A 17321-nucleotide genomic window follows, 5' to 3' on the forward strand; every position below is an offset into this window, starting at 1 on the left:
TGCCATCCTCCCAAATCACCACCTCCCCGAAAGTTCGGTGGACGTCGATGCCAATCACCCGTCGCATTCGCACCTCCTGCCAATCAGACCACATGACGGAGCTACGGGCGACACGACAACTACGGATTCGCGCTCCCAGCGCAACCGGGCGAGTCGCAGAGGCGGCCAGCTACTAACTCGAGCTCGCGGCTCATCGTATGCATCGGCCTGCCCACACATCGTGCTCCCGGTGCCTCTGTCCCGATGGTCGCACCATACGCCACGACGCAGAACACCGCAGCGGAACATCGGCACCGAGAAACTCTCATACCGGTTACCAACCCCATCGAAAGCACCTTCGCCACCGTTCGCCACCGCACCATCCGATCGAAGGGCTGCCTGTCCAACAAGACGGCACTCGCGATGGTCTTCAAGCTGCTCGAGGCCGCGCAGAGAAGCTGGCGTCGTCTCGATGGCCACAACCAGTTGCCAAAACTCGTTGTCGGTGTGACATTCAATGATGGGATCGAGGTCATCGCCAAGCCGACCGACCGTCAGCCCATAACCGCCGCCGCCTGACCGGCTCCGGCCGTCACCAAAATTTGGCGATAGCTCGGCTGCGTTGCTCGCAGAACTCTATCGCTCAGTGCGCCTGTTCGTGAACTTCTTACAGCCTTCGTTCAAGCTGATAGCGCGATGGCGCACGCGTCCGTAAATCTAATAGTGGCACCGACGCCGCCGCATAAGCGGCTGACAGCTAACCCACATACCTCCGATGCGGTTCTGGCCCGACTGCAGGAAATCTGCTTCAGCTTGGACCCGGTCGCGTTGCTGCGTAACATTCGGTCTGCGCAGCAACGTCTGGCCGACTTTGCCGACGTGAAGTCGTCGGGCGATTCCATTACTGCGGCCCCGCCCATCGACTTCTTCCTCGCCAGCTTGCGAACGGCTTGGAAGAGGGCGCATCTCGACGGACGGACCGTCCGATCCTCAAAGCGAAGCGAGGTCGTCGTCCCCCTGATCCGCTCGTTCAGGGGACCGCACAGCTGCAGGAGTGGTTCAAGGCCGAGCCGTGGCGAAACGGCGCCGAGCTCCTGATAGGGCTGCAGGCGGAATATCTGCTATCCGGATAAGTTGCTGCGAACGCTTCAGCGCCGCGTCAAATCCTGGCGCAGCGAGGAGGCAAGCGCGCTGCTGTTTGGATCGGCCAACCCGGCCAGCTGCGGGATGGTCACCAGGAAACCTGAGAGATCCTGTTGGTGTCCACATGGAAAGCCCGCGCGGAGCACCGGCGTGAACAACGCTCCTGGCCCGATGTCCGGCGCGGCGGCGTCTCGAACGGATGGTTCAGAAAATGAGCAGGAAGAAAGAACGACGCCTACTGACGTTGATGCGCGGATCGCAACAGCAGCGGCAGCGCAGGAAGCTCTATTCCTTCCATGCGCCCGAGGTCGAGTACATCCGCAAAGGCAAGGCGGCAGCGCCTTACGAGTTCGGCGTCAAGGCCTCGATCGTCACCACCAACGGCCGCGCGCCGGGCGGCCAGTTCGTGGTGCACGCTCGCGCACTGCCCGGTAATCGCTATGACGGACACTCGCTCGGCACCATCATCGAGGCGACGGAAACGCTAACCAGCTGCGCGGTCGAGCGCGCTTATGTCGACAAGGGCTATCGCGGCCGCAACACCGATAGACCGCGCAGCGTCTTCATCTCCGGGCAGAAACGGGGCGTCTTCGGCGTCATCTAGCGCGAGCTCCGGCGCCGTTCAGCCATCGAGCCCATCGTTGGCCACATGAGAGCGACTGTCACCTCGGCCGCTGCCATCCCAAGGGGCGTCAGAGCGACGCCAGCAACGTCATCCTCACCGCCGTCGGCCACAACCTCCGCCGCGTGATCGCCTGGCTGAGGGATTTGCTGACAGCAATCCTGATCATCCTCTGGCAAGCAGGTGTCCGGTCGGAGGCGCTCAAACTGCCTTCTTAGCGGCGACGATTCCACGATGCTTGGCGGCAGCGAGTCAGTCCGAGCCTGATGAGATTTCCGCCGATCAAGCTAGCTTGGCTCCGAAGCCGCCGCACACAAGCTTGTCGAGATCGCATCTGGCATTAAGCCGGTTCAGGACGGGCCACATCGCACCGGTCAACACGTCCGTCCTTAAGGTCGGCGGCAGCGGCGCAGAGCTTAGCGCCGGCATCAGAGCGCATGGTTGCTGTGGCTCAATTCGCTCGACATCTCTATCACTTCGGACCGGCCTGATGGTGAACATTGGTGCCTTGTTACAAAGCACCTCGCGGATCCAGTCGAATTGTCGGTTTCGCTCGGCTGAGGCTTGACCTTTGCCGCAGCTGTCCGTTTGCCTGCGCTCCTTGCTCCACCGCCTGCCCAAACATGAATACCAGCGGATCTGGGCATTACATAAAGTCACCATCCTCTTCGGAATCTGCTGCAACCTCCGTATCACTATCGACCTTGGAGAGATAAAGCTGAGATTTAGTTGCGCGCTGCCATTCACCGAGGCTGTTTTTTGTCCACTGGGCGGACTGAGTGGGGTCAAGTACCATGTCGTCCTCGTCCACTTCAACGAAGCCCATTGTCTCTGCGCGGGCCTTCGCTTCTGCATTAGCAGGACGCCAGTTCACCAATGGTCGTTCGCCGTCTTGCCGAAGCTGATGTTCGAGCAGAATATCGCCGGCGTTCGCGACAAGCGGATGAGCAACCTGAAAATCAACAATTGAGGTGACTTCACTTCGTCCAGGGAACTGTTCTCGCCACTTGTCGCTTTCGAACTCAGTCATGTTGAATCCGGCCTCCGTTCTTTGGAGGCCGACGCTCACATTTCCTAATTGGTAGCTGTAATATCGGGCGTCTTCTGAATCTCTTCTGATACCGTATTCCTTAGCGACCTCTGCTGTGCGCTTAGCTCTTGCGGATACAAATTCCGAGTACTCGTGTGGATTGTTGGCGATGCGGTTGATTGCGTCGCCATGAAAGGTCCTCACTTCTGTCCTGAAGGTAGCTCTGTCGATCTCGACCACAGGAGGGTTTCGAACGAGGGAATAACTCGGTTGCGAAGGTGAGCTGCCAGCAGACTCCTGCAATCGCGTTCTAGCGAACGCATCGGCGAAGCCCTGGCTTTCGGCACCCGCTTCCTCAGCGTTGGCTGCCCGATGATATCTTTCTTCGGCCGGAATATCGGGCCAATTGTTAACTCGACCGTACATGACGACTGCACCCGGATCATACGTCTTGCTTTGCTTCAGGTCGTTAGCCCTTACCCGCTTGATAGACAGCTTAGCTGTCCGTAAGCTGACGCCAGCGCATAAAGGGAAAATCCGACCCCTTTGGGCAGCTCGACCGCGTATCGTCGAGGCGTTGCGCGATGCAGAAGAGCGCATCGTCCACACGCCGAACGGGTCAGAAACTTCTTGCATCACGGGCGGCAACGACAGAAGGCTCTACACGAAGTACCGTCAGCCCGCCAGTGGCCGCCGCCAAGGCGTCGTTTAGTCCGTCAACCGCGTATCGGACCCAGAACAACCCCCTACCATCGCAGAAGAAGGGTGGCGCGGCCGTCGCCGGCCGGACCGGTTGGCTGTTTTGATTCAGAAGCGGTGCCGATGCTCGAGCCAGCCCGATATCACCGATGCGCAGTGGCTGCAGCGGCTCCATTCGTTTGGGCTGTCGCGAGCCAGCTTTCGGCCCAAAGGACAGATTGCGGAGCTGCGAGCCTACGTGTGCCAGCGCGAGCGTCTGATTGGGTACGCGGCCTCCCACATCAAGCATATGCACAAGGCCTTGACGGAGATAATCTTCAACTCCACCAGGTCTCGCCGACATCACCGGCGCCACCAGCTGCGCCTCATCCGCGCGATCCTGAGGCGCTGGCGTGCTTGCGCCATTACAGTTGCCACGCTAGTGCGGAGACGATCGTGAAGGCGCTCACCGGAAGCTACCGCGCCGAGCGTCTGTTTGCGCTCGAGCAGGCACTTGCGCTTTAGGACGCCTACCACGAGAAAGCATCTGTCTGCGACGCCCCGGATCGAAGCCGTGTTGAAGGCGCGTCGGAATCGAACCGATCAGGCGAACGCTCTAGCTTACGAACGTCCCCGTGGCGCTGTTCCGTTGCTCGGAAAGGACATCACCACGCTCGACGGCCTCGGTCCTTACCTCTCGCTGAAGCTGATCGCTGAATGGGGCGACGACCTCTCCTCGTGGCGAAGTGCAAAGCATTTTACCTCCTGGCTGGGACTGGCGCCGAACGACAAGGTCTCCGGCGGCACCCGAACGCGCGGATCCGGCGGTAGGGCGGCGGCACTTCTGCGCCTTGCTGCCGTAACCGTGGGCCGTACAGACACCGCGCTCGGCGGCTTTTACAGGCGACTTTCATCGCGCGTGGGGTGCGCCTCGAGTGCAGCGCGCGTTCTTCCGCCGCTTGCCGAGCGGCGGCTTCGCCCTGATGACGTGGCACATACCGACTTTCTCGAGGCCGTACTGTCGAGCGGCGCAGAAGTTGCAAGCGTCCGTCCCTGAAAAGGTAGATACGAATCGCACCTTACCCGCAACTGGCCTTTCAGGCCACCTTCTGAGACGACGGCGGCGTAGCGACCTGACTCGGAACGCCTGCGGCCTGCATGGGCTCGGTAAGGCGTGCCTTCAGGTCGTCCAAATGGTCCTCGGCATAGGACTGCACTTTCGAGATCGCCGTATCGAGGCCGAACTGCACGGTCTGTTCGAGCATCTCCTTTGCGAGGCCCTCGCGCAGCGCGAATTTGACCTCGGGCCCAGCGACAAAGCTAATGGCCTGCCCCGCAAGATTAAGGCCAACCTCTTTCAGAGCCTGTTTCATATCACCTCCGCTAATGCCCGTATGCAGAAGGCTCAATGCTTGCGACTCGAGCTCGAGCACCATCGATATGCCATCGGCCAACTCGCCCAGTCCCGGAATGACGCCGAGCAGGCCTACTGCCGTGGCCTCCCAGTCGAGCACCTTCGAGCCCACCTTGGCTACGTCATCGACCGCATGCATGAGGACCCCGCCATTCTTCTTCGGAGACGCGACATCGGGTTGGTCGGATACCCCCATCAACATGTCTGTGACTGCATTTTGTTCAGCGGCGGTCTTGGGGACATGGGTCTTGATCTGCTGAACGGTATGGTTCGCAGGTGACATGTTGCTATAGAAGTGCCTGAAGTCGTTGTTGCTGATATTACCGGAGTCGACCGTATGCCCGCCGCCTAAATCGAAGAACTCCTGATGGGTCTTGTAGCCCGTAATCGAATTGTTTAGCAAACGGAACAAGATCGGGTCCGAGAGCAGTTGCGATGCCGCTTCTCGTATCTTCGGGTCGAGAGTCTTGTCCTCGACCATACTCGCCAACTTGTGTCGTGTCAGGTCACCGTCCCCGAAGAAGGCGTTCTGATTCTTGTTGATCGTGTCGAGCGTGTTCAGCTCGCTTTGCGTGGAATTCATCGACGAGGAGGCGACTTGCAAGAAGTCGTCCTTGTGGATTTTATCAGTCGCACCACCGCACAACTGCTTCCAGGCGTCCGGGTGCTCGAGGAAGTGTTGAGCCGCCGCGATCAGCTGAGGCGGACACTTACCAGTGTCGGCTTTGCCGTCGACGATCCGCTTGAAATCGTCCAGGCTCAAATTCTTGGGCAGGTAGTCAGAATACTTGTAAAGCTCGCGCAATGCATCATTCAACGTCATGACCGATGCTTGTCCATTCGAGGTGCCGTCGGATGGAATATAGTTCTGCTCGTAGCTTTGCGCTTGCTGCTCCTGGAATGTAGCAACCTGCGAATGGCTGGCGGAAAACTCTGACAGATCCTTGGCCTTGATCTTGCCGCCGCAGCGGCCGTCCCCTTGGGAGCCAATCGCATAGAAGAGCTCTGGATCGCGTCGCAATCCTTCGATCGCCTCCTTCAGATCCGGGGGCGTCGACGGATCGCTGGCCTTGGCTGCCAGCGAGTCCCAGCTGAGTGGGCATTGGTCCTTATGCCGGTTCAGCACTGCCACGATCTGCAACTCGGCATTGGTGAGCGTGCCGCCGTTCCACGTGATCCTAGAGCTTGGCACCGGAGTGCTCGGTACGTCAGGCGATGGAGCAGCCGTCGACGATGCGTCTGCACCAGGGGTGTCGACCGAAGAGGAATCGACCGAGGAGGAATCGACCGAGGAAGAAAAAACCGGATCCTTCATCACCGCCTCGATCGCCGCCTTCGAGTGCGCTGACAACTGGTCCAGCGAATCCTGCGGGATCTGTCGTTCTGATTGCAGCAGATCCGGTGGCGTGGAGGGAACGTCGGATTTCTCTTCCCGCGAGCAGATGGACACCATCACCTCGAACATCGAAGGTTCGCCTTCCCGAATCTGGCCGGGGGTCTGCGCGGATGATCCCAAGGCCGACGAAGCCCCCGGGACAAGCCCGAACAGAGCTGGATCTGCACTGGCGGGCAGCGAAACGCTGTTGAGCTGCATTAGGTTCATTTCCATTCCATTGCGGTAAATACTTGGCATCGACATCGTAAGATCGAGGCTTTCACGTTAAGGGGGCGAGCTTTCGAGAAGCTGACGACTTTTAGACGGAGCAGGACGAGCCAGTGTCGGGCGTCTTAACATCCCGGAGAGGCGTCATCGTGCTCATGAAACTCATCTCCGGCTCAGAGCATGTGCAGGCACGACGCTGCTCTGACGCTTTCGCAAAGCTGGTGCCTGCGGTCGTCAGTCCCGAGTGACGATCGCTGTGGGGCCACGAAACAACATCACCACCGATTCCCGCGGTAGCATTTCCAACTGCGCGCGGTTTTGCCTCTGACTTGACATCACACCATTGCTGATCGAGCGATGTGATGAGGTGCGTTGGGCCGGCGCCGCGATCTGGCGCTCGTCGGCATTATGTAGAGATTGAAAGTGGGGCCGAGAAATTCGCGCGGCGGCAGTCGCGGCATGTACCTGCGAATGCGCGCTCTCAGCTGGGTTCACTTGACGATAGTGAGGTTGTTCTCATTCTCGTCAGCTTCTCGACAGCTAATCCCAGTAGCGTGAGCAATGTGAATCGCTCGGTGGTGATACCACCGTTTTGGCGGAACTGAAGTGAGAGGCACCAGATGGCCGGGGCAATCGAAGGCGTGATCCATACCAATTCCGACAGTGGCAGCTCGCAGTCGGTAGCTGATCGTCAGAAGTTCGAATCGGCTTTCGGTTCGATTCTTGCCGACGTCGCGATGCAGGCGATGGAGCGAAACATGTCAAATCTTCGCGAAGCTATAGCTGAAACAGAAGAGGATACCTGACGCCGGTTCTTCGACGTCAGTGGAGTGTTGCCATTGATGGCAGCAAAAAAAATGGAAGGTGAAGCGATATGACCAAAACAAGCTCTACTAGCCCTTCTACTGGTGGTGTCCACGACTCCCATGATAGCAAGAATGCTAGCAAGACTGATAACAAGACTGATACCAAGTCCGCGGGTCCCGGCGTCGGTAGCTCGTCGACCGATAACGTTGGTGGGACGGGTACTTTCGAGAAACTGATCGACGAATTGAAGGCGGTTAACCAGCAGGCCATGGTGCAGGACATACGGTTGCGTGCACTGACGACCGAGCTCTCGAGTGAGAGGAAGGCGGCCAGCGAGCGCGTCAACGGATAACGGTGAAAGGCGGGGCGAATCGTCGCTCCGCCTTTCCCGTCATAGTGGTGCGGCCTAGGAATGAGTCGTGCGACCAATCGCCCTGCCGTGCTCCTCATAGTTCGGAGAATTGTCCGTGAATGAGGCCGTCTCCTTACATTTCGAGGTACTGTCGGGACCTTATGCCGGGCTAAGCGGAAAGGCTGCTGTCGGAACGAGCCTTATCGGTAGCGGCCTCGACGCGGATATGGTTTTCGTCGAACAAGGGCTTGAGCCGCATCACCTACGTGTCACCCTCGTTGGCAATTCAATCGAGCTTGAGGCGCTTGCAGCCGTAAGCACCCCAGAGGGCGAAGGGGATATTGCCGCAGGTGAACGTGTTGTTCTTTTTCTTCCTGCCGTCATTCGTGCGGGCGCCATGTCTATTCGCTGGTCGATGCAGAATGCAGTTGAGGCTCGGTCGATCAGCCTCTCGCGCGTTTGGATCTCAGCTCTCGCCCTCGTGCTCCTCAGCTTTCTTGGCGTAGGCAGTCTCTCGACGATTTTCTTCAAAGCCAGCGGAAGTGCACCGACCGGCATTGCTCCGCCTGCCGCAGAGCTTGTACCCAAGCTGGGTACGAATCGGCCTGACGATCGGCGAGCTCAGGCTGCGGCCGAAGTGCTGAAACAGGAAATTGATAAGGCGGGCCTGCTCGATATCAGGGTTGGTTCGGGGCCGGGTTTTGTTAGCGCTGAGGGAAAAGTCACGCCTGCAACCGTTGCGAAATGGCAGGAGCTCCAGCAATGGTTCGATGGTCGTACATATGGTGCGGTGACACTGGTGAACGGAGTGATCGTCAAGGAGGAAAAGCAGCCATCCTCAATCGCGATCGAAGCTGTTTCGCGCGGACCCCAGCCCTATCTCCTTGTCGGTGGGCAGAAGTATTTCGTCGGCGCTCTCTTGGCCGACGGATGGGCGGTCACTCGAATCGAGGATGGGCGTGTGCTGCTAAGCCGCAATGGCCGCATTGTTGCCGTTCCGTATTAGGGTTTCCGGGCCCGAAGGAAGGATAAGGAGATCGTCATGTCAAAGGTGTCCCGCTACGATGTCGGGCCTGGCACTGCTTCGCAGAGACTCAGCGAGCACCATCATCAACCAGTGATAGGGCCGACCATCCAACCCAATAAAGGTGAGGCGGACGGTGCTCGTGCAAATGGCGAGAAGGAGCTGGCGTCGATCTGGGGCGAGCTGAACACGCGCTATATGCCGCTGGATCTAGCGATCGAAGCCGCATCGGAGGCCAAAGATATTGATGCAGTCGGGCGTGTCAGTCTCAACGAGATGCGCACTCGCATTTATGAGCTCGAGCAACGCGCTGGGATGGCATCGCTCTACGGGCGCGATATCGCGCACGATCTACTCTCCTTCGTCACGCCAAGCCTTCGTCATCCGGACATGCTGCGGGCGGAGCGGTATAGCATTGTTCTGGAAGGTCTCGTGCATAAGCTGGCGGCCGCGCCTGCGGATCCGATAGCTGGGGGCGGTATCGTCGTCCTACGGCAGGGACTGCACTGGCTAGCGCTGCTCCGCCGGAATCGGAATAGCTTGATCGAAGCCTAACAATGTTCAACTCCGATGGAGCGCAACGGACGACCAACGTTTCCAAATCCGATAACGACTCACTGAGTTCCGGGCAGGAGCGCGATTTGCTCTGTACACTTTCCTATCTTCACCTTGCATGTGGGCAGAGCGCAGAATGCGTGGCTCTCTTACGACTCATCGTCGGCAAGGACTCGCGAGATGTCGATCTATTACGGATTCTCGCCTATGCCCTCATCTTGGAAGGTCTAGGAGGTGAGGCGTTGCAGGTCATAGATAGGCTGAACACACTTGATGACGAGCCCTCGGCGCGTCTCTCTTTGATGCTGTTGCGTAGCCACGCCCTGCGGCGGGCCGGCCTCATAGACGAGGCGCTCGCCGCTTTCCAACGCTATGTCTCGTTGCGTGACGGCACTGGCCTGATCAATCAACGATCGGAAGGTCCCCATGACCAGCGTCCTGCGTAAGATCATTGCGCGCGCGTCGGCCAGCTCCGATTTGATGGTCGCGTTGATGCTGCTTCTGACGGTCGGCATGATGATCATGCCGATCCCGATAGTGGCGATCGATACGCTCGTCGGCTTCAATCTGGGCTTCGCCATATTGCTGCTGATGGTCGCTCTCTATATTAGCACTCCACTTGATTTCTCGTCCTTGCCAGGCGTCATTCTGATTTCCACGGTATTCCGTCTGGCGCTCACCGTATCAACGACGCGGCTGATCTTGGCTGAGGGGGATGCGGGCAGCATCATTCGCACGTTCGGTGATTTCGTCATATCGGGGAATATCGTCGTTGGTATTGTCATATTTTTAGTCGTGACCATGGTGCAGTTCATCGTCGTGGCCAAGGGGGCTGAACGCGTGGCGGAGGTGGCGGCGCGGTTCACGCTCGATGCTCTGCCAGGCAAGCAGATGGGAATCGATGCGGAATTGCGCAATGGCCATATCGATCAGAACGAAGCCCGCAGCCGGCGCGCTACATTGGAGAAAGAAAGCCAGCTTTACGGGGCTATGGATGGCGCCATGAAATTCGTAAAGGGCGACGCCATCGCAGGATTGGTGGTTATCTGCGTCAACATGCTGGGCGGGATCACCATCGGCCTGCTCTCCAAGGGCATGTCTTTCCAGGCGGCGCTGCATCAATATACCCTGCTGACCATAGGTGATGCGTTAATCTCACAAATTCCCTCGCTGCTGCTCTCGATTACAGCTGCGACAATCATCACTCGTGTAAATGGGGTCGTAAGGCTCAATCTTGGGACCGACATCGTTAACCAGCTCACAGCAAACTCGCACGCATTGCGGCTGTCTGCCTGCGTCCTCGTTGTAATGGGGGCTATTCCGGGTTTTCCGCTCCCTGTCTTTCTCGTCTTGGCTGCAGTCTTTGCGGCAGCGAGCTTTGCCGACGGTGGGACCCAAAGCGGGAAGAAAAGCGCTGATGTCTCTCGCCCGGCTCCCACAGAGTCTAACAAGGAAATCGTGCCTGCGGAGGCGCTTCCCATCGCGTTGTTCCTTGCGTCAAGTCTGACACGGGCGATCGACAAAGAAGAATTGCAACAGCACATTGCACGCGTTTCGGGACTGATCTCGTCTGATCTCGGCATCACAATTCCGCGCATCCCCATCGAGGTCGACGAGCGCTTGCCAGACCTGCAGTACAGGGTGGATGTCGAGGGCGTGCCCGTCGAGCAGGAGTTAATTGATCCAACCCAGCTCGCACTCCACGACGATCCGGCCAACATTGAATTGAGTGGCATCCCGTTTCGGCATGACCGGGAGACGGATCAAATCTGGATTGAACAGAGCAATGCACCGGCTCTCAAAGCAGCCGGCATCGGGCACCACCGTCCCATTGAAATCCTGGCCTTGCGCGTCCATTCGGCGTTGACCCGCTATGCACAGTGCTTGGTGGGTATCCAGGAGACGCGCCAGTTGCTGGGCCGCATGGAGACGGAATATTCCGATCTGGTCAAGGAGGTGTTGCGTACGACGCCGATCCCTAAAGTAGCCGACGTCTTGCGGCGCCTCCTGGAGGAGGGTATTCCGATCCGGAACACACGGCTGGTTCTGGAGGCATTGGCCGAATGGAGCGGACGTGAACAAAACGTCGTCTTGCTCACGGAACATGTTCGCTCCGGTCTGAGACGGCAAATCTGCCACCGGTATGCCAACGCACACCGCGTCGTGCCGGTCTTTGTCATCGAACGTCAAACCGAGGATATCGTGCGCAGCGCGGTTCGAGAGACTGCCAAAGGACCCTACTTGGTTTTGAGCGACGGGCAAAGCGAGGCGCTGCTCTCAAAAATGCGTCACATCCATTCGAACGTAGTTCGGGCGCAGATCAAGCCGGTTATCCTTGCTTCGATGGATATTCGACGCTTTGTCCGCGGCTTTCTCACCCGTAATGGGATCGATCTTGCTGTTCTATCCTATCAGGACCTTGCCTCGGACTTCACAATCCAGCCTGTTGGATCCATTACACTCGCAGCTGCAAAGGACGACGACGCCCCGTCCGAGGAACTCAGCAACACGCTCCTTGCGCCCGATTCACAGGCGCAGCAGTCAATTTAAGAAGGACCGCATGAATTCACCTCGTAAGGCAGCGCGGTGGCGCTTGGGTTCATTTTGTCTGCTTTCGTGCTCGGCTCTCTTCGCCACTCTGGGGCTCTGCAGTTGCGCTAGCTGGGATAGACCAGCTCTTCAAATGCAAGAGCGGTCGGCGCCAAAGTTGCTCGGCGCCAAAGATATCGATCCAGCTATGCGCGAACGCATTGAGTGCGCGATCGGCCGGACTCCTGACCAGGAGCTTTGCGCGACGCGTTGAAGCAAAAAAGCTCGGAAGATCAACGCAGCGGATCGGTCTTGCGTGTCGATGCGAAAGCGCCTCGCATTGATTGCTCGTCAACGTCTGCCTGGACCTGCGACCTATATGCGCTCAAGACTAAATGCGTTAACTTGAGAACGTGGGACGCTTCGTGAGCCACAACCGCAATACAAGCAATCGCGTCAGCGCAGCGTATTCCGATTGCGCGGACCAAATCACGTTGTCCGCAACGATCGGTGCACGATATCGCGCAATGCAAGCACCCGCCCGCTGCGCTGGCGCTGCCGCCCTACACAAGTGACCCAGGCATACCTAATAGTATCGGACGTATTGGTTCTGTTGTCTCTTGCTCGAGGTCTCGCCGGCCGGCTATCACGCCTGGCGCGAGCGTCCGGACAGAGCACGCACGACGATCAATGCTGCGCTCTCGACTGATATCTCATCAGGACAGCGGCGCTCGGGGACGGCAACCCACGGGTCTATGCCGCGCTGCGGGCACAAGGACCTGGCGCCAGCCATGGCCGGATCGAATGCCTAATGCATCGGCAAGGCATCGGCGCCATGATGGCCCGGCCGCACCGCGTTGCCGACAGCCGTCATGGCCTGCCGATCGCGCCAAACCTCATCGATCGCAACTTTAGGGCCGCAGCAGCGCACCGGATCTGGCTCGCCGACATCACTTACGTTTCGACTGCAGATTGCTGTTGTACCTGGTGGCGATCATGGACCTCTGTCAACGGGCAGCGAACTTTCCGTGAGAATGTCCAGATTTCCCTGGGTGACGGCGATTGTGCTTCGGGGATCAGCCGCTAAGTCATTGGTCCTTCCAGGCGGGCGGCCGCGGCGCTTGGGCTGCGGCGGGTTGGCGAGCGGACGTTTTCCGGGACGAGAGCGGCGTGCTGGCGGAGCCGATAGCTCGATCCCTCGATGTGATAACAATTGCGTGGGGAAGCAGTCCATCAAGCACTGCTGTGGCCAGTTTGAATTGAGGATCATCGCGCCCTTGTCATAGCGGGCGTCTTCCAACTGGAAGAACAGATTGCCGCCGCCAGGCGCGACCGCGAGGTAACCGATTTCATCGACGACAAGGAGGGAGGCGCGGGCGAGGAACCGCAGGTGCTCGCGCACGGTGGTCGTCACGATGTCCGCGATCGTGGCGAACGCGACGCTCTTTCCCGCCTTCACGGCCTCGACCGCGAGTGCCGGCGTGAGATCGCTCTTGCCGGTGTCGCAAGCAGATGAATTTCAATTGGGCAAGCGCCAGAATGCGATTGCGATCGAGCTGGAATGCGAAGTCGAAGCCAGCGAGCCTTTTTGACCGTGGTCAGGCGAGACATTCTCAGCGCGGTGCTGACACCGCGACTGTCGCGCACGGTCAGCTCCTCGATAAGCGTTTCGAGCGCCTCAATCCAGGTGACCTCACCCTCTTTCAATCCGCCGCAGCGTGGTGTCCAGCATTCTGAGCGCACCTGGCATGTTGAGTGCGACTAGGCCTTTCTTGACGCTGTCGATCGCTGCCGGCTGCGCGTGGATGGTTATGGCCGGCCTTCCGATTGGGGGAGGCGCTTGCGACACCTCGGTAACACCCAGCGACCGCCTTGGCATGTGATCGCCGGCCCGATCGACGAGGGCTTCGGATACGCCTGGTCGCGACCTAGACCGGTTGACCGCCTGTCGATGCTCGGGCGCGACGCGAGTTCGCCGGCGGCCTTCTCTAGAACGGGATGGACGGCAACGATTGCGCTTGATCGAGAATGGGATTACATCGGGCAATTGCTGCACCTCGACACTGCGCCGCTTATGGTCGGGTATGCTGTAATAGTTCCCACTGATTCACACGAGCCCGTCGTGGCTGACACGGGTGGCGTTCGGCACTGGACTGGACCCCCGATCGGCATCCAAAAGGGGCTCTGACTCATGTGTGGAACGGCCCGGGCTGCAAGATCGTTCTCTGGTCGAACAAGGGATGACGGTGCGGTCATATATTCGACCTGTAAACGTGGCGCCCGGCCGCTGGCCACGATGATATCCGCGGAAGCAATCGGCCAATCAATTTCTCGCGCTCGAAGCGCAGAAAGCCAGGCGGTCTGATTGCGACCGGGAATGTCGTCATTCGGGGTTCATCCAGATTTGCACCTTGTCTCCTCGGCAGCTTTCTTCTTCCGCCGGAGACTTCTTAAGATTAGGTTTCAGCATTGCACGCGACGCATGATAGATGCCGCCTGCTGACCAGCAAGGCCCATATGGTGCGCGCAAGCTATTGGCGAACTCCACCGCTATGAGCTTGACGGCCCGTCTTTGCAGCATGGTTCGAATCCAGAGCGGGACTTTCGAGCCTCGCTTGCCAAGCTTGATGATTGAGGTCGCACCAACGATCAAGTGCGTCCGTAGTTGCCGATTTTCAGGCTTTGATACTGCCCCGAGCCTTTCTTTCCCGCCGCTCGACTGTGCCCTCGGTGTTAACCCGTCCAAGCCGCAAAATGCGGTGCAGTCGCAAAACCGGGGCCATTCAAGACTGCTGTCCGAACGCCAGCGCCGCTACCAGCGCCTTCTCCGAGCGCTGATAGCGTTGAACAGCTTGGTCGAGAACCGCCCCTGACGGTCCTGCGGCACCTTCACCCGGGGTGATCAGCGAGCGGGTATAGTAGCCGGAGCGATAGCCCAGCCGCGCCTCGCCCAGCGCCTCCGCCATCGTGGCTTCGAGAGCTTCCTGCACCGCACCCCGGATTAGCGGTTTCAGGATCCCTTTCCGACGCAATAAGCTGTTTGACGGTAGAGCCATCCGTCCTAATCTTCGTCACGGTCTTGGTGGCCTTGCTCCGCTAGGGGCGGTGATCTTCGCAAGCACCGGATTTACTATGACCGCTTCAGCCGCTAGCTTTTGCAGAACCTCCCGCACACTACCACCGGATATCCCGATACTGGTGGACAAGGTCGCGCAGCGACAATTCTCGTGTTCTGGAGCCGATTTACGACACGTACGTCTCGCCCTGCTTGTGCGGCGTCTGATCAGACGATCGGTCCAGCCTCCTTGCACACCCGCGTAACGGCTGATTGAGCGGTATCATCTTGGGCCCGGCCCTTGCGCAGGCAATGTACCCTCCTGACGCGGCAGGTCTGAAGAGTACGGGGCTTCAGTTCGCCCATCCCGAACGATCGTCGCGGAGGCGCCGCGATATAACATCAGCACAGATTCCCGAGACGGCATCTCGATGGAGCGAGGTCGCGCCTGCGCCTCCGCCACGAGACCATTGAGCGTCTGATCCACGAGTGCGATGAAGCGTGGTGGACCGGACGCAAGGACTAGGCCATTTCCCGGAGCCGATCTCATGATGTAGCGTTCGTCGGAAATGGCGAGCGCATCGAGGGTTGCCTTGAGCGCGTCGCAGCTGATTGAAGTTAGCAGAAGCAAACGAGTTTGCGCTTCCTTTGCGGTAGAGACGTAAAGCACGAGCCCATCGTAATACCATTGAAGATTGTAGACTTGAGTCAGATGATCAAGGAACTCGCGCGGTGGCAGGTCCGGCATGTGCCCGCGAATCCGACCCTTCACCTCGGCGCTGATGGTGACTTTAATATTGAGGTTGTTGCCGAATTCCTGCAGCGCGGCAGAAAGCTCCTGATCCAGAACCGTATATCGATAAGGGGTCGAGGGCAGCGACAGGGGAGCGCCGCGCGCGATCTGTGTTCCGCCGGAAACGAAAACGGCGACACACAGAACTCCGTTCAAAACGTGTGGGATTATGGATCGGATGAGCATTCATGGTTCTCTTCGACTTAAACTAACAGGAGTACGTTCGGTACGTGAACGCGAAACGTGATCTTTAGATGGCGATGTGCGGGCGAACTCGTCAGCTTGTCGTCAGCTGGCCTGTCTAGGACATTGAGCCGCTAATCGGCTTGAACGGCTGGTCGTATCACATCTCGATGAGAGCGAGTCTTTCCATGATGATGTTAGGCGCTGCGCCGATCTCTCACAATCTAGAAGGCCTGTCCAAGGCCTGTTCGGCAACAGCGGTCGACGAGCAGGTCCAGTTTCAGCAGAGTCTCTTGCAAGCGGCTTCGGTTCAAGACCTTGCGCCTCCAGTAACGGGAGCGGCGGCGGTTCCGCCGACATCCGAGGTATCGCGTGCAACAACACAGGCGAGCCCGCTGGGCGATCGCATCCTCCAGAATCTTTCTGCGATGTATCCGGTCAATGCAGTTCCAAAAGGTGCGGAGACCGGGTCGACGTCGGAGCCCCTTTTGCTGCAACCGGGCAAAGCGGAAGCAGGTGTGCCGGGCGCCCCCAGTGGCGCAGGTGACTTCGAGGCGATTTTGGCGAATCTGAAGGATGTTTCTGACAGCGTCATCCAGGTAACACTCATTTCAAATGGCATCGGTAGCCTCGGTTCATCTCTGAATAAGCTGATATCGGCGGGCTGAGTGGGGCGAATGATTGGTTTAATCGATCGCGAAAGCGATCAGGCGCGCCCATTCCGCAAGCGGCTTCAACTTGTGGCTCTGCTGCCGCTCCTGCTTGCCCTGGTTGGTTGCAAAGCCGATCTCTACACGAAAGTTCAGGAGCGTGAGGCCAATGAGATGCTTGCGGTCCTCCTCAAGAACGGGGTCGATGCCCTCCGCGTTGCTGCTAAGGACGGGACTATCACGATCCAGGTCGAGCAGACTCAGATTGCTTCCGCAATCGACCTGCTGAATGGCGAAGGGTTGCCGCGCCACGCTTTCAAGAGTCTAGGCGAAGTGTTCAGCGCGGCGGGTCTGATTGCTTCGCCAATCGAGGAGCGCGCCCGTTACGTCTATGCGCTGAGCGAGGAATTATCTCGCACGATCAGTGATATCGATGGTGTCCTCTCGGCGCGCGTCCACGTTGTTCTGCCAAAGAACGACCTGTTGCGACGTGACACCACGCCATCTTCGGCGTCGGTTTTCATCCGACATGACTCGAGGGCAAATCTCTCAATCTTGCTGCCGCAGATTAAAATGCTCGTCGCCAACAGCATCGAGGGCTTATCCTATGACAAGGTGGCTGTTGTTTTCGTCTCAGTCGAGCGGCCCGCACTAGAGCCGCGACCGGCGGCTGCGGCTGGTCTCGCCCAAGCATCTGGAGTCATTTCGACGCCATTGGTTGCGGTTGGCATGGGTCTCGGCGGGTCTGTATTCGGCGTGCTGTCCTGCGTCTTGCTGAGCGCTCGTGGGCGTCAGCGCAGGCAATCATCTCAGAAAGTTAGCGCTGTTGGTGGGCGCTCGGCTGTCTCTGCTATGGAGATGATTCGCAAAGCGATTAAGCCTAATGCGGCGTAGTGTGGTATCC

General features: G+C 58.7%; 15 protein-coding genes and 5 pseudogenes. 14 read left to right on the top strand and 6 right to left on the bottom strand.

Going from position 1 to position 17321, the window contains the following annotated elements:
- Window positions 1–315 precede the first annotated feature (315 nt).
- From IVB48_RS34565 to IVB48_RS34575, 3 pseudogenes are all read left to right on the top strand, one after another.
- A pseudogene (locus tag IVB48_RS34565) lies at window positions 316–558 on the top strand (IS256 family transposase); the annotation flags it as partial.
- Between the two features lie 34 nt (window positions 559–592).
- Window positions 593–1185 (top strand): annotated as a pseudogene (locus tag IVB48_RS34570) (ISNCY family transposase); the annotation flags it as partial.
- Between the two features lie 118 nt (window positions 1186–1303).
- Window positions 1304–1962: pseudogene (locus IVB48_RS34575) on the top strand (IS5/IS1182 family transposase); the annotation flags it as partial.
- A 428-nt stretch (window positions 1963–2390) separates the two neighbouring features.
- Here the strand turns inward: IVB48_RS34575 and IVB48_RS34580 are convergent.
- The gene (locus IVB48_RS34580) at window positions 2391–3200 is read right to left on the bottom strand and encodes an effector protein NopP (protein WP_247399060.1); all 810 of its coding nucleotides are present in this window, start codon (window positions 3198–3200) and stop codon (window positions 2391–2393) included.
- 172 nt (window positions 3201–3372) lie between these two features.
- Here IVB48_RS34580 and IVB48_RS34585 point away from each other — a divergent pair.
- Together IVB48_RS34585 and IVB48_RS34590 are read left to right on the top strand one after the other, a co-directional pair.
- A pseudogene (locus IVB48_RS34585) lies at window positions 3373–3611 on the top strand (hypothetical protein); the annotation flags it as partial.
- Window positions 3612–4101: 490 nt separating this feature from the next.
- Window positions 4102–4509, top strand: coding sequence for an IS110 family transposase (locus tag IVB48_RS34590; RefSeq protein WP_247399058.1), 408 nt, complete (start codon window positions 4102–4104; stop codon window positions 4507–4509).
- A gap of 40 nt (window positions 4510–4549) precedes the next feature.
- Here IVB48_RS34590 and IVB48_RS34595 read toward each other — a convergent pair whose 3' ends face one another.
- On the bottom strand, window positions 4550–6460 hold the full coding sequence (locus IVB48_RS34595) for an HrpF/NolX family T3SS translocon protein (RefSeq protein ID WP_276576838.1): 1911 nt from the start codon (window positions 6458–6460) through the stop codon (window positions 4550–4552).
- A gap of 629 nt (window positions 6461–7089) precedes the next feature.
- Between IVB48_RS34595 and IVB48_RS34600 the strand changes: the two genes are divergently transcribed.
- The 6 genes from IVB48_RS34600 to sctV all read left to right on the top strand — a co-directional run bounded on the left by IVB48_RS34600 (window position 7090) and on the right by sctV (window position 11757).
- Complete coding sequence (locus IVB48_RS34600; protein ID WP_247399054.1) at window positions 7090–7275, top strand: hypothetical protein; 186 nt, start codon at window positions 7090–7092, stop codon at window positions 7273–7275.
- A gap of 68 nt (window positions 7276–7343) precedes the next feature.
- Window positions 7344–7628: a hypothetical protein gene (locus tag IVB48_RS34605; protein ID WP_247399051.1), complete on the top strand. Its 285-nt coding sequence runs from the start codon at window positions 7344–7346 to the stop codon at window positions 7626–7628.
- 115 nt (window positions 7629–7743) lie between these two features.
- Window positions 7744–8634: an FHA domain-containing protein gene (locus IVB48_RS34610; RefSeq protein ID WP_247399049.1), complete on the top strand. Its 891-nt coding sequence runs from the start codon at window positions 7744–7746 to the stop codon at window positions 8632–8634.
- Window positions 8635–8670: 36 nt separating this feature from the next.
- The gene (locus IVB48_RS34615) at window positions 8671–9207 is read left to right on the top strand and encodes a hypothetical protein (protein ID WP_247399047.1); all 537 of its coding nucleotides are present in this window, start codon (window positions 8671–8673) and stop codon (window positions 9205–9207) included.
- Between the two features lie 2 nt (window positions 9208–9209).
- Window positions 9210–9653 (top strand): histidine kinase, encoded by a 444-nt coding sequence (locus IVB48_RS34620; RefSeq protein WP_247407336.1) that lies wholly within the window; start codon window positions 9210–9212, stop codon window positions 9651–9653.
- Window positions 9634–11757: a type III secretion system export apparatus subunit SctV gene (gene sctV, locus IVB48_RS34625; RefSeq protein ID WP_247344790.1), complete on the top strand. Its 2124-nt coding sequence runs from the start codon at window positions 9634–9636 to the stop codon at window positions 11755–11757. Before IVB48_RS34620 ends, sctV begins: the two co-directional genes overlap by 20 nt.
- Before the next feature lie 973 nt (window positions 11758–12730).
- On the opposite strand, the gene IVB48_RS41475 is transcribed toward sctV, so the two are convergent.
- Window positions 12731–13195, bottom strand: a complete 465-nt coding sequence (locus tag IVB48_RS41475) for an ATP-binding protein (RefSeq protein ID WP_346659024.1) — start codon at window positions 13193–13195, stop codon at window positions 12731–12733.
- On the opposite strand from IVB48_RS41475, the gene IVB48_RS41480 reads away from it, so the two are divergent.
- On the top strand, window positions 13164–13328 hold the full coding sequence (locus IVB48_RS41480) for a hypothetical protein (protein ID WP_275992090.1): 165 nt from the start codon (window positions 13164–13166) through the stop codon (window positions 13326–13328). The two genes, IVB48_RS41475 and IVB48_RS41480, sit on opposite strands and share 32 nt — an antisense overlap.
- A gap of 1031 nt (window positions 13329–14359) precedes the next feature.
- On the opposite strand, the pseudogene IVB48_RS34635 reads toward IVB48_RS41480, so the two are convergent.
- The 3 genes and pseudogenes from IVB48_RS34635 to IVB48_RS34645 all read right to left on the bottom strand — a co-directional run.
- Window positions 14360–14490: pseudogene (locus tag IVB48_RS34635) on the bottom strand (transposase); the annotation flags it as partial.
- Between the two features lie 29 nt (window positions 14491–14519).
- Window positions 14520–14792 carry a transposase gene (locus IVB48_RS34640; RefSeq protein ID WP_247368945.1) on the bottom strand — a complete coding sequence of 91 codons (273 nt, stop codon included), beginning with the start codon at window positions 14790–14792 and terminating at the stop codon, window positions 14520–14522.
- Between the two features lie 282 nt (window positions 14793–15074).
- Window positions 15075–15770, bottom strand: a complete 696-nt coding sequence (locus IVB48_RS34645) for a nodulation protein NolW (RefSeq protein ID WP_247344785.1) — start codon at window positions 15768–15770, stop codon at window positions 15075–15077.
- Window positions 15771–15955: 185 nt separating this feature from the next.
- Between IVB48_RS34645 and IVB48_RS34650 the strand changes: the two genes are divergently transcribed.
- Both IVB48_RS34650 and sctJ read left to right on the top strand, forming a co-directional pair.
- On the top strand, window positions 15956–16435 hold the full coding sequence (locus IVB48_RS34650; RefSeq protein WP_247399044.1) for a nodulation protein NolB: 480 nt from the start codon (window positions 15956–15958) through the stop codon (window positions 16433–16435).
- Between the two features lie 9 nt (window positions 16436–16444).
- The gene (gene sctJ, locus IVB48_RS34655) at window positions 16445–17311 is read left to right on the top strand and encodes a type III secretion inner membrane ring lipoprotein SctJ (RefSeq protein WP_247399041.1); all 867 of its coding nucleotides are present in this window, start codon (window positions 16445–16447) and stop codon (window positions 17309–17311) included.
- The last annotated feature ends 10 nt before the right edge of the window (window positions 17312–17321 follow it).

Origin of the sequence: Bradyrhizobium sp. 76 (assembly GCF_023073025.1) — a bacterium.
In the GTDB taxonomy this organism is placed as follows: domain Bacteria; phylum Pseudomonadota; class Alphaproteobacteria; order Rhizobiales; family Xanthobacteraceae; genus Bradyrhizobium.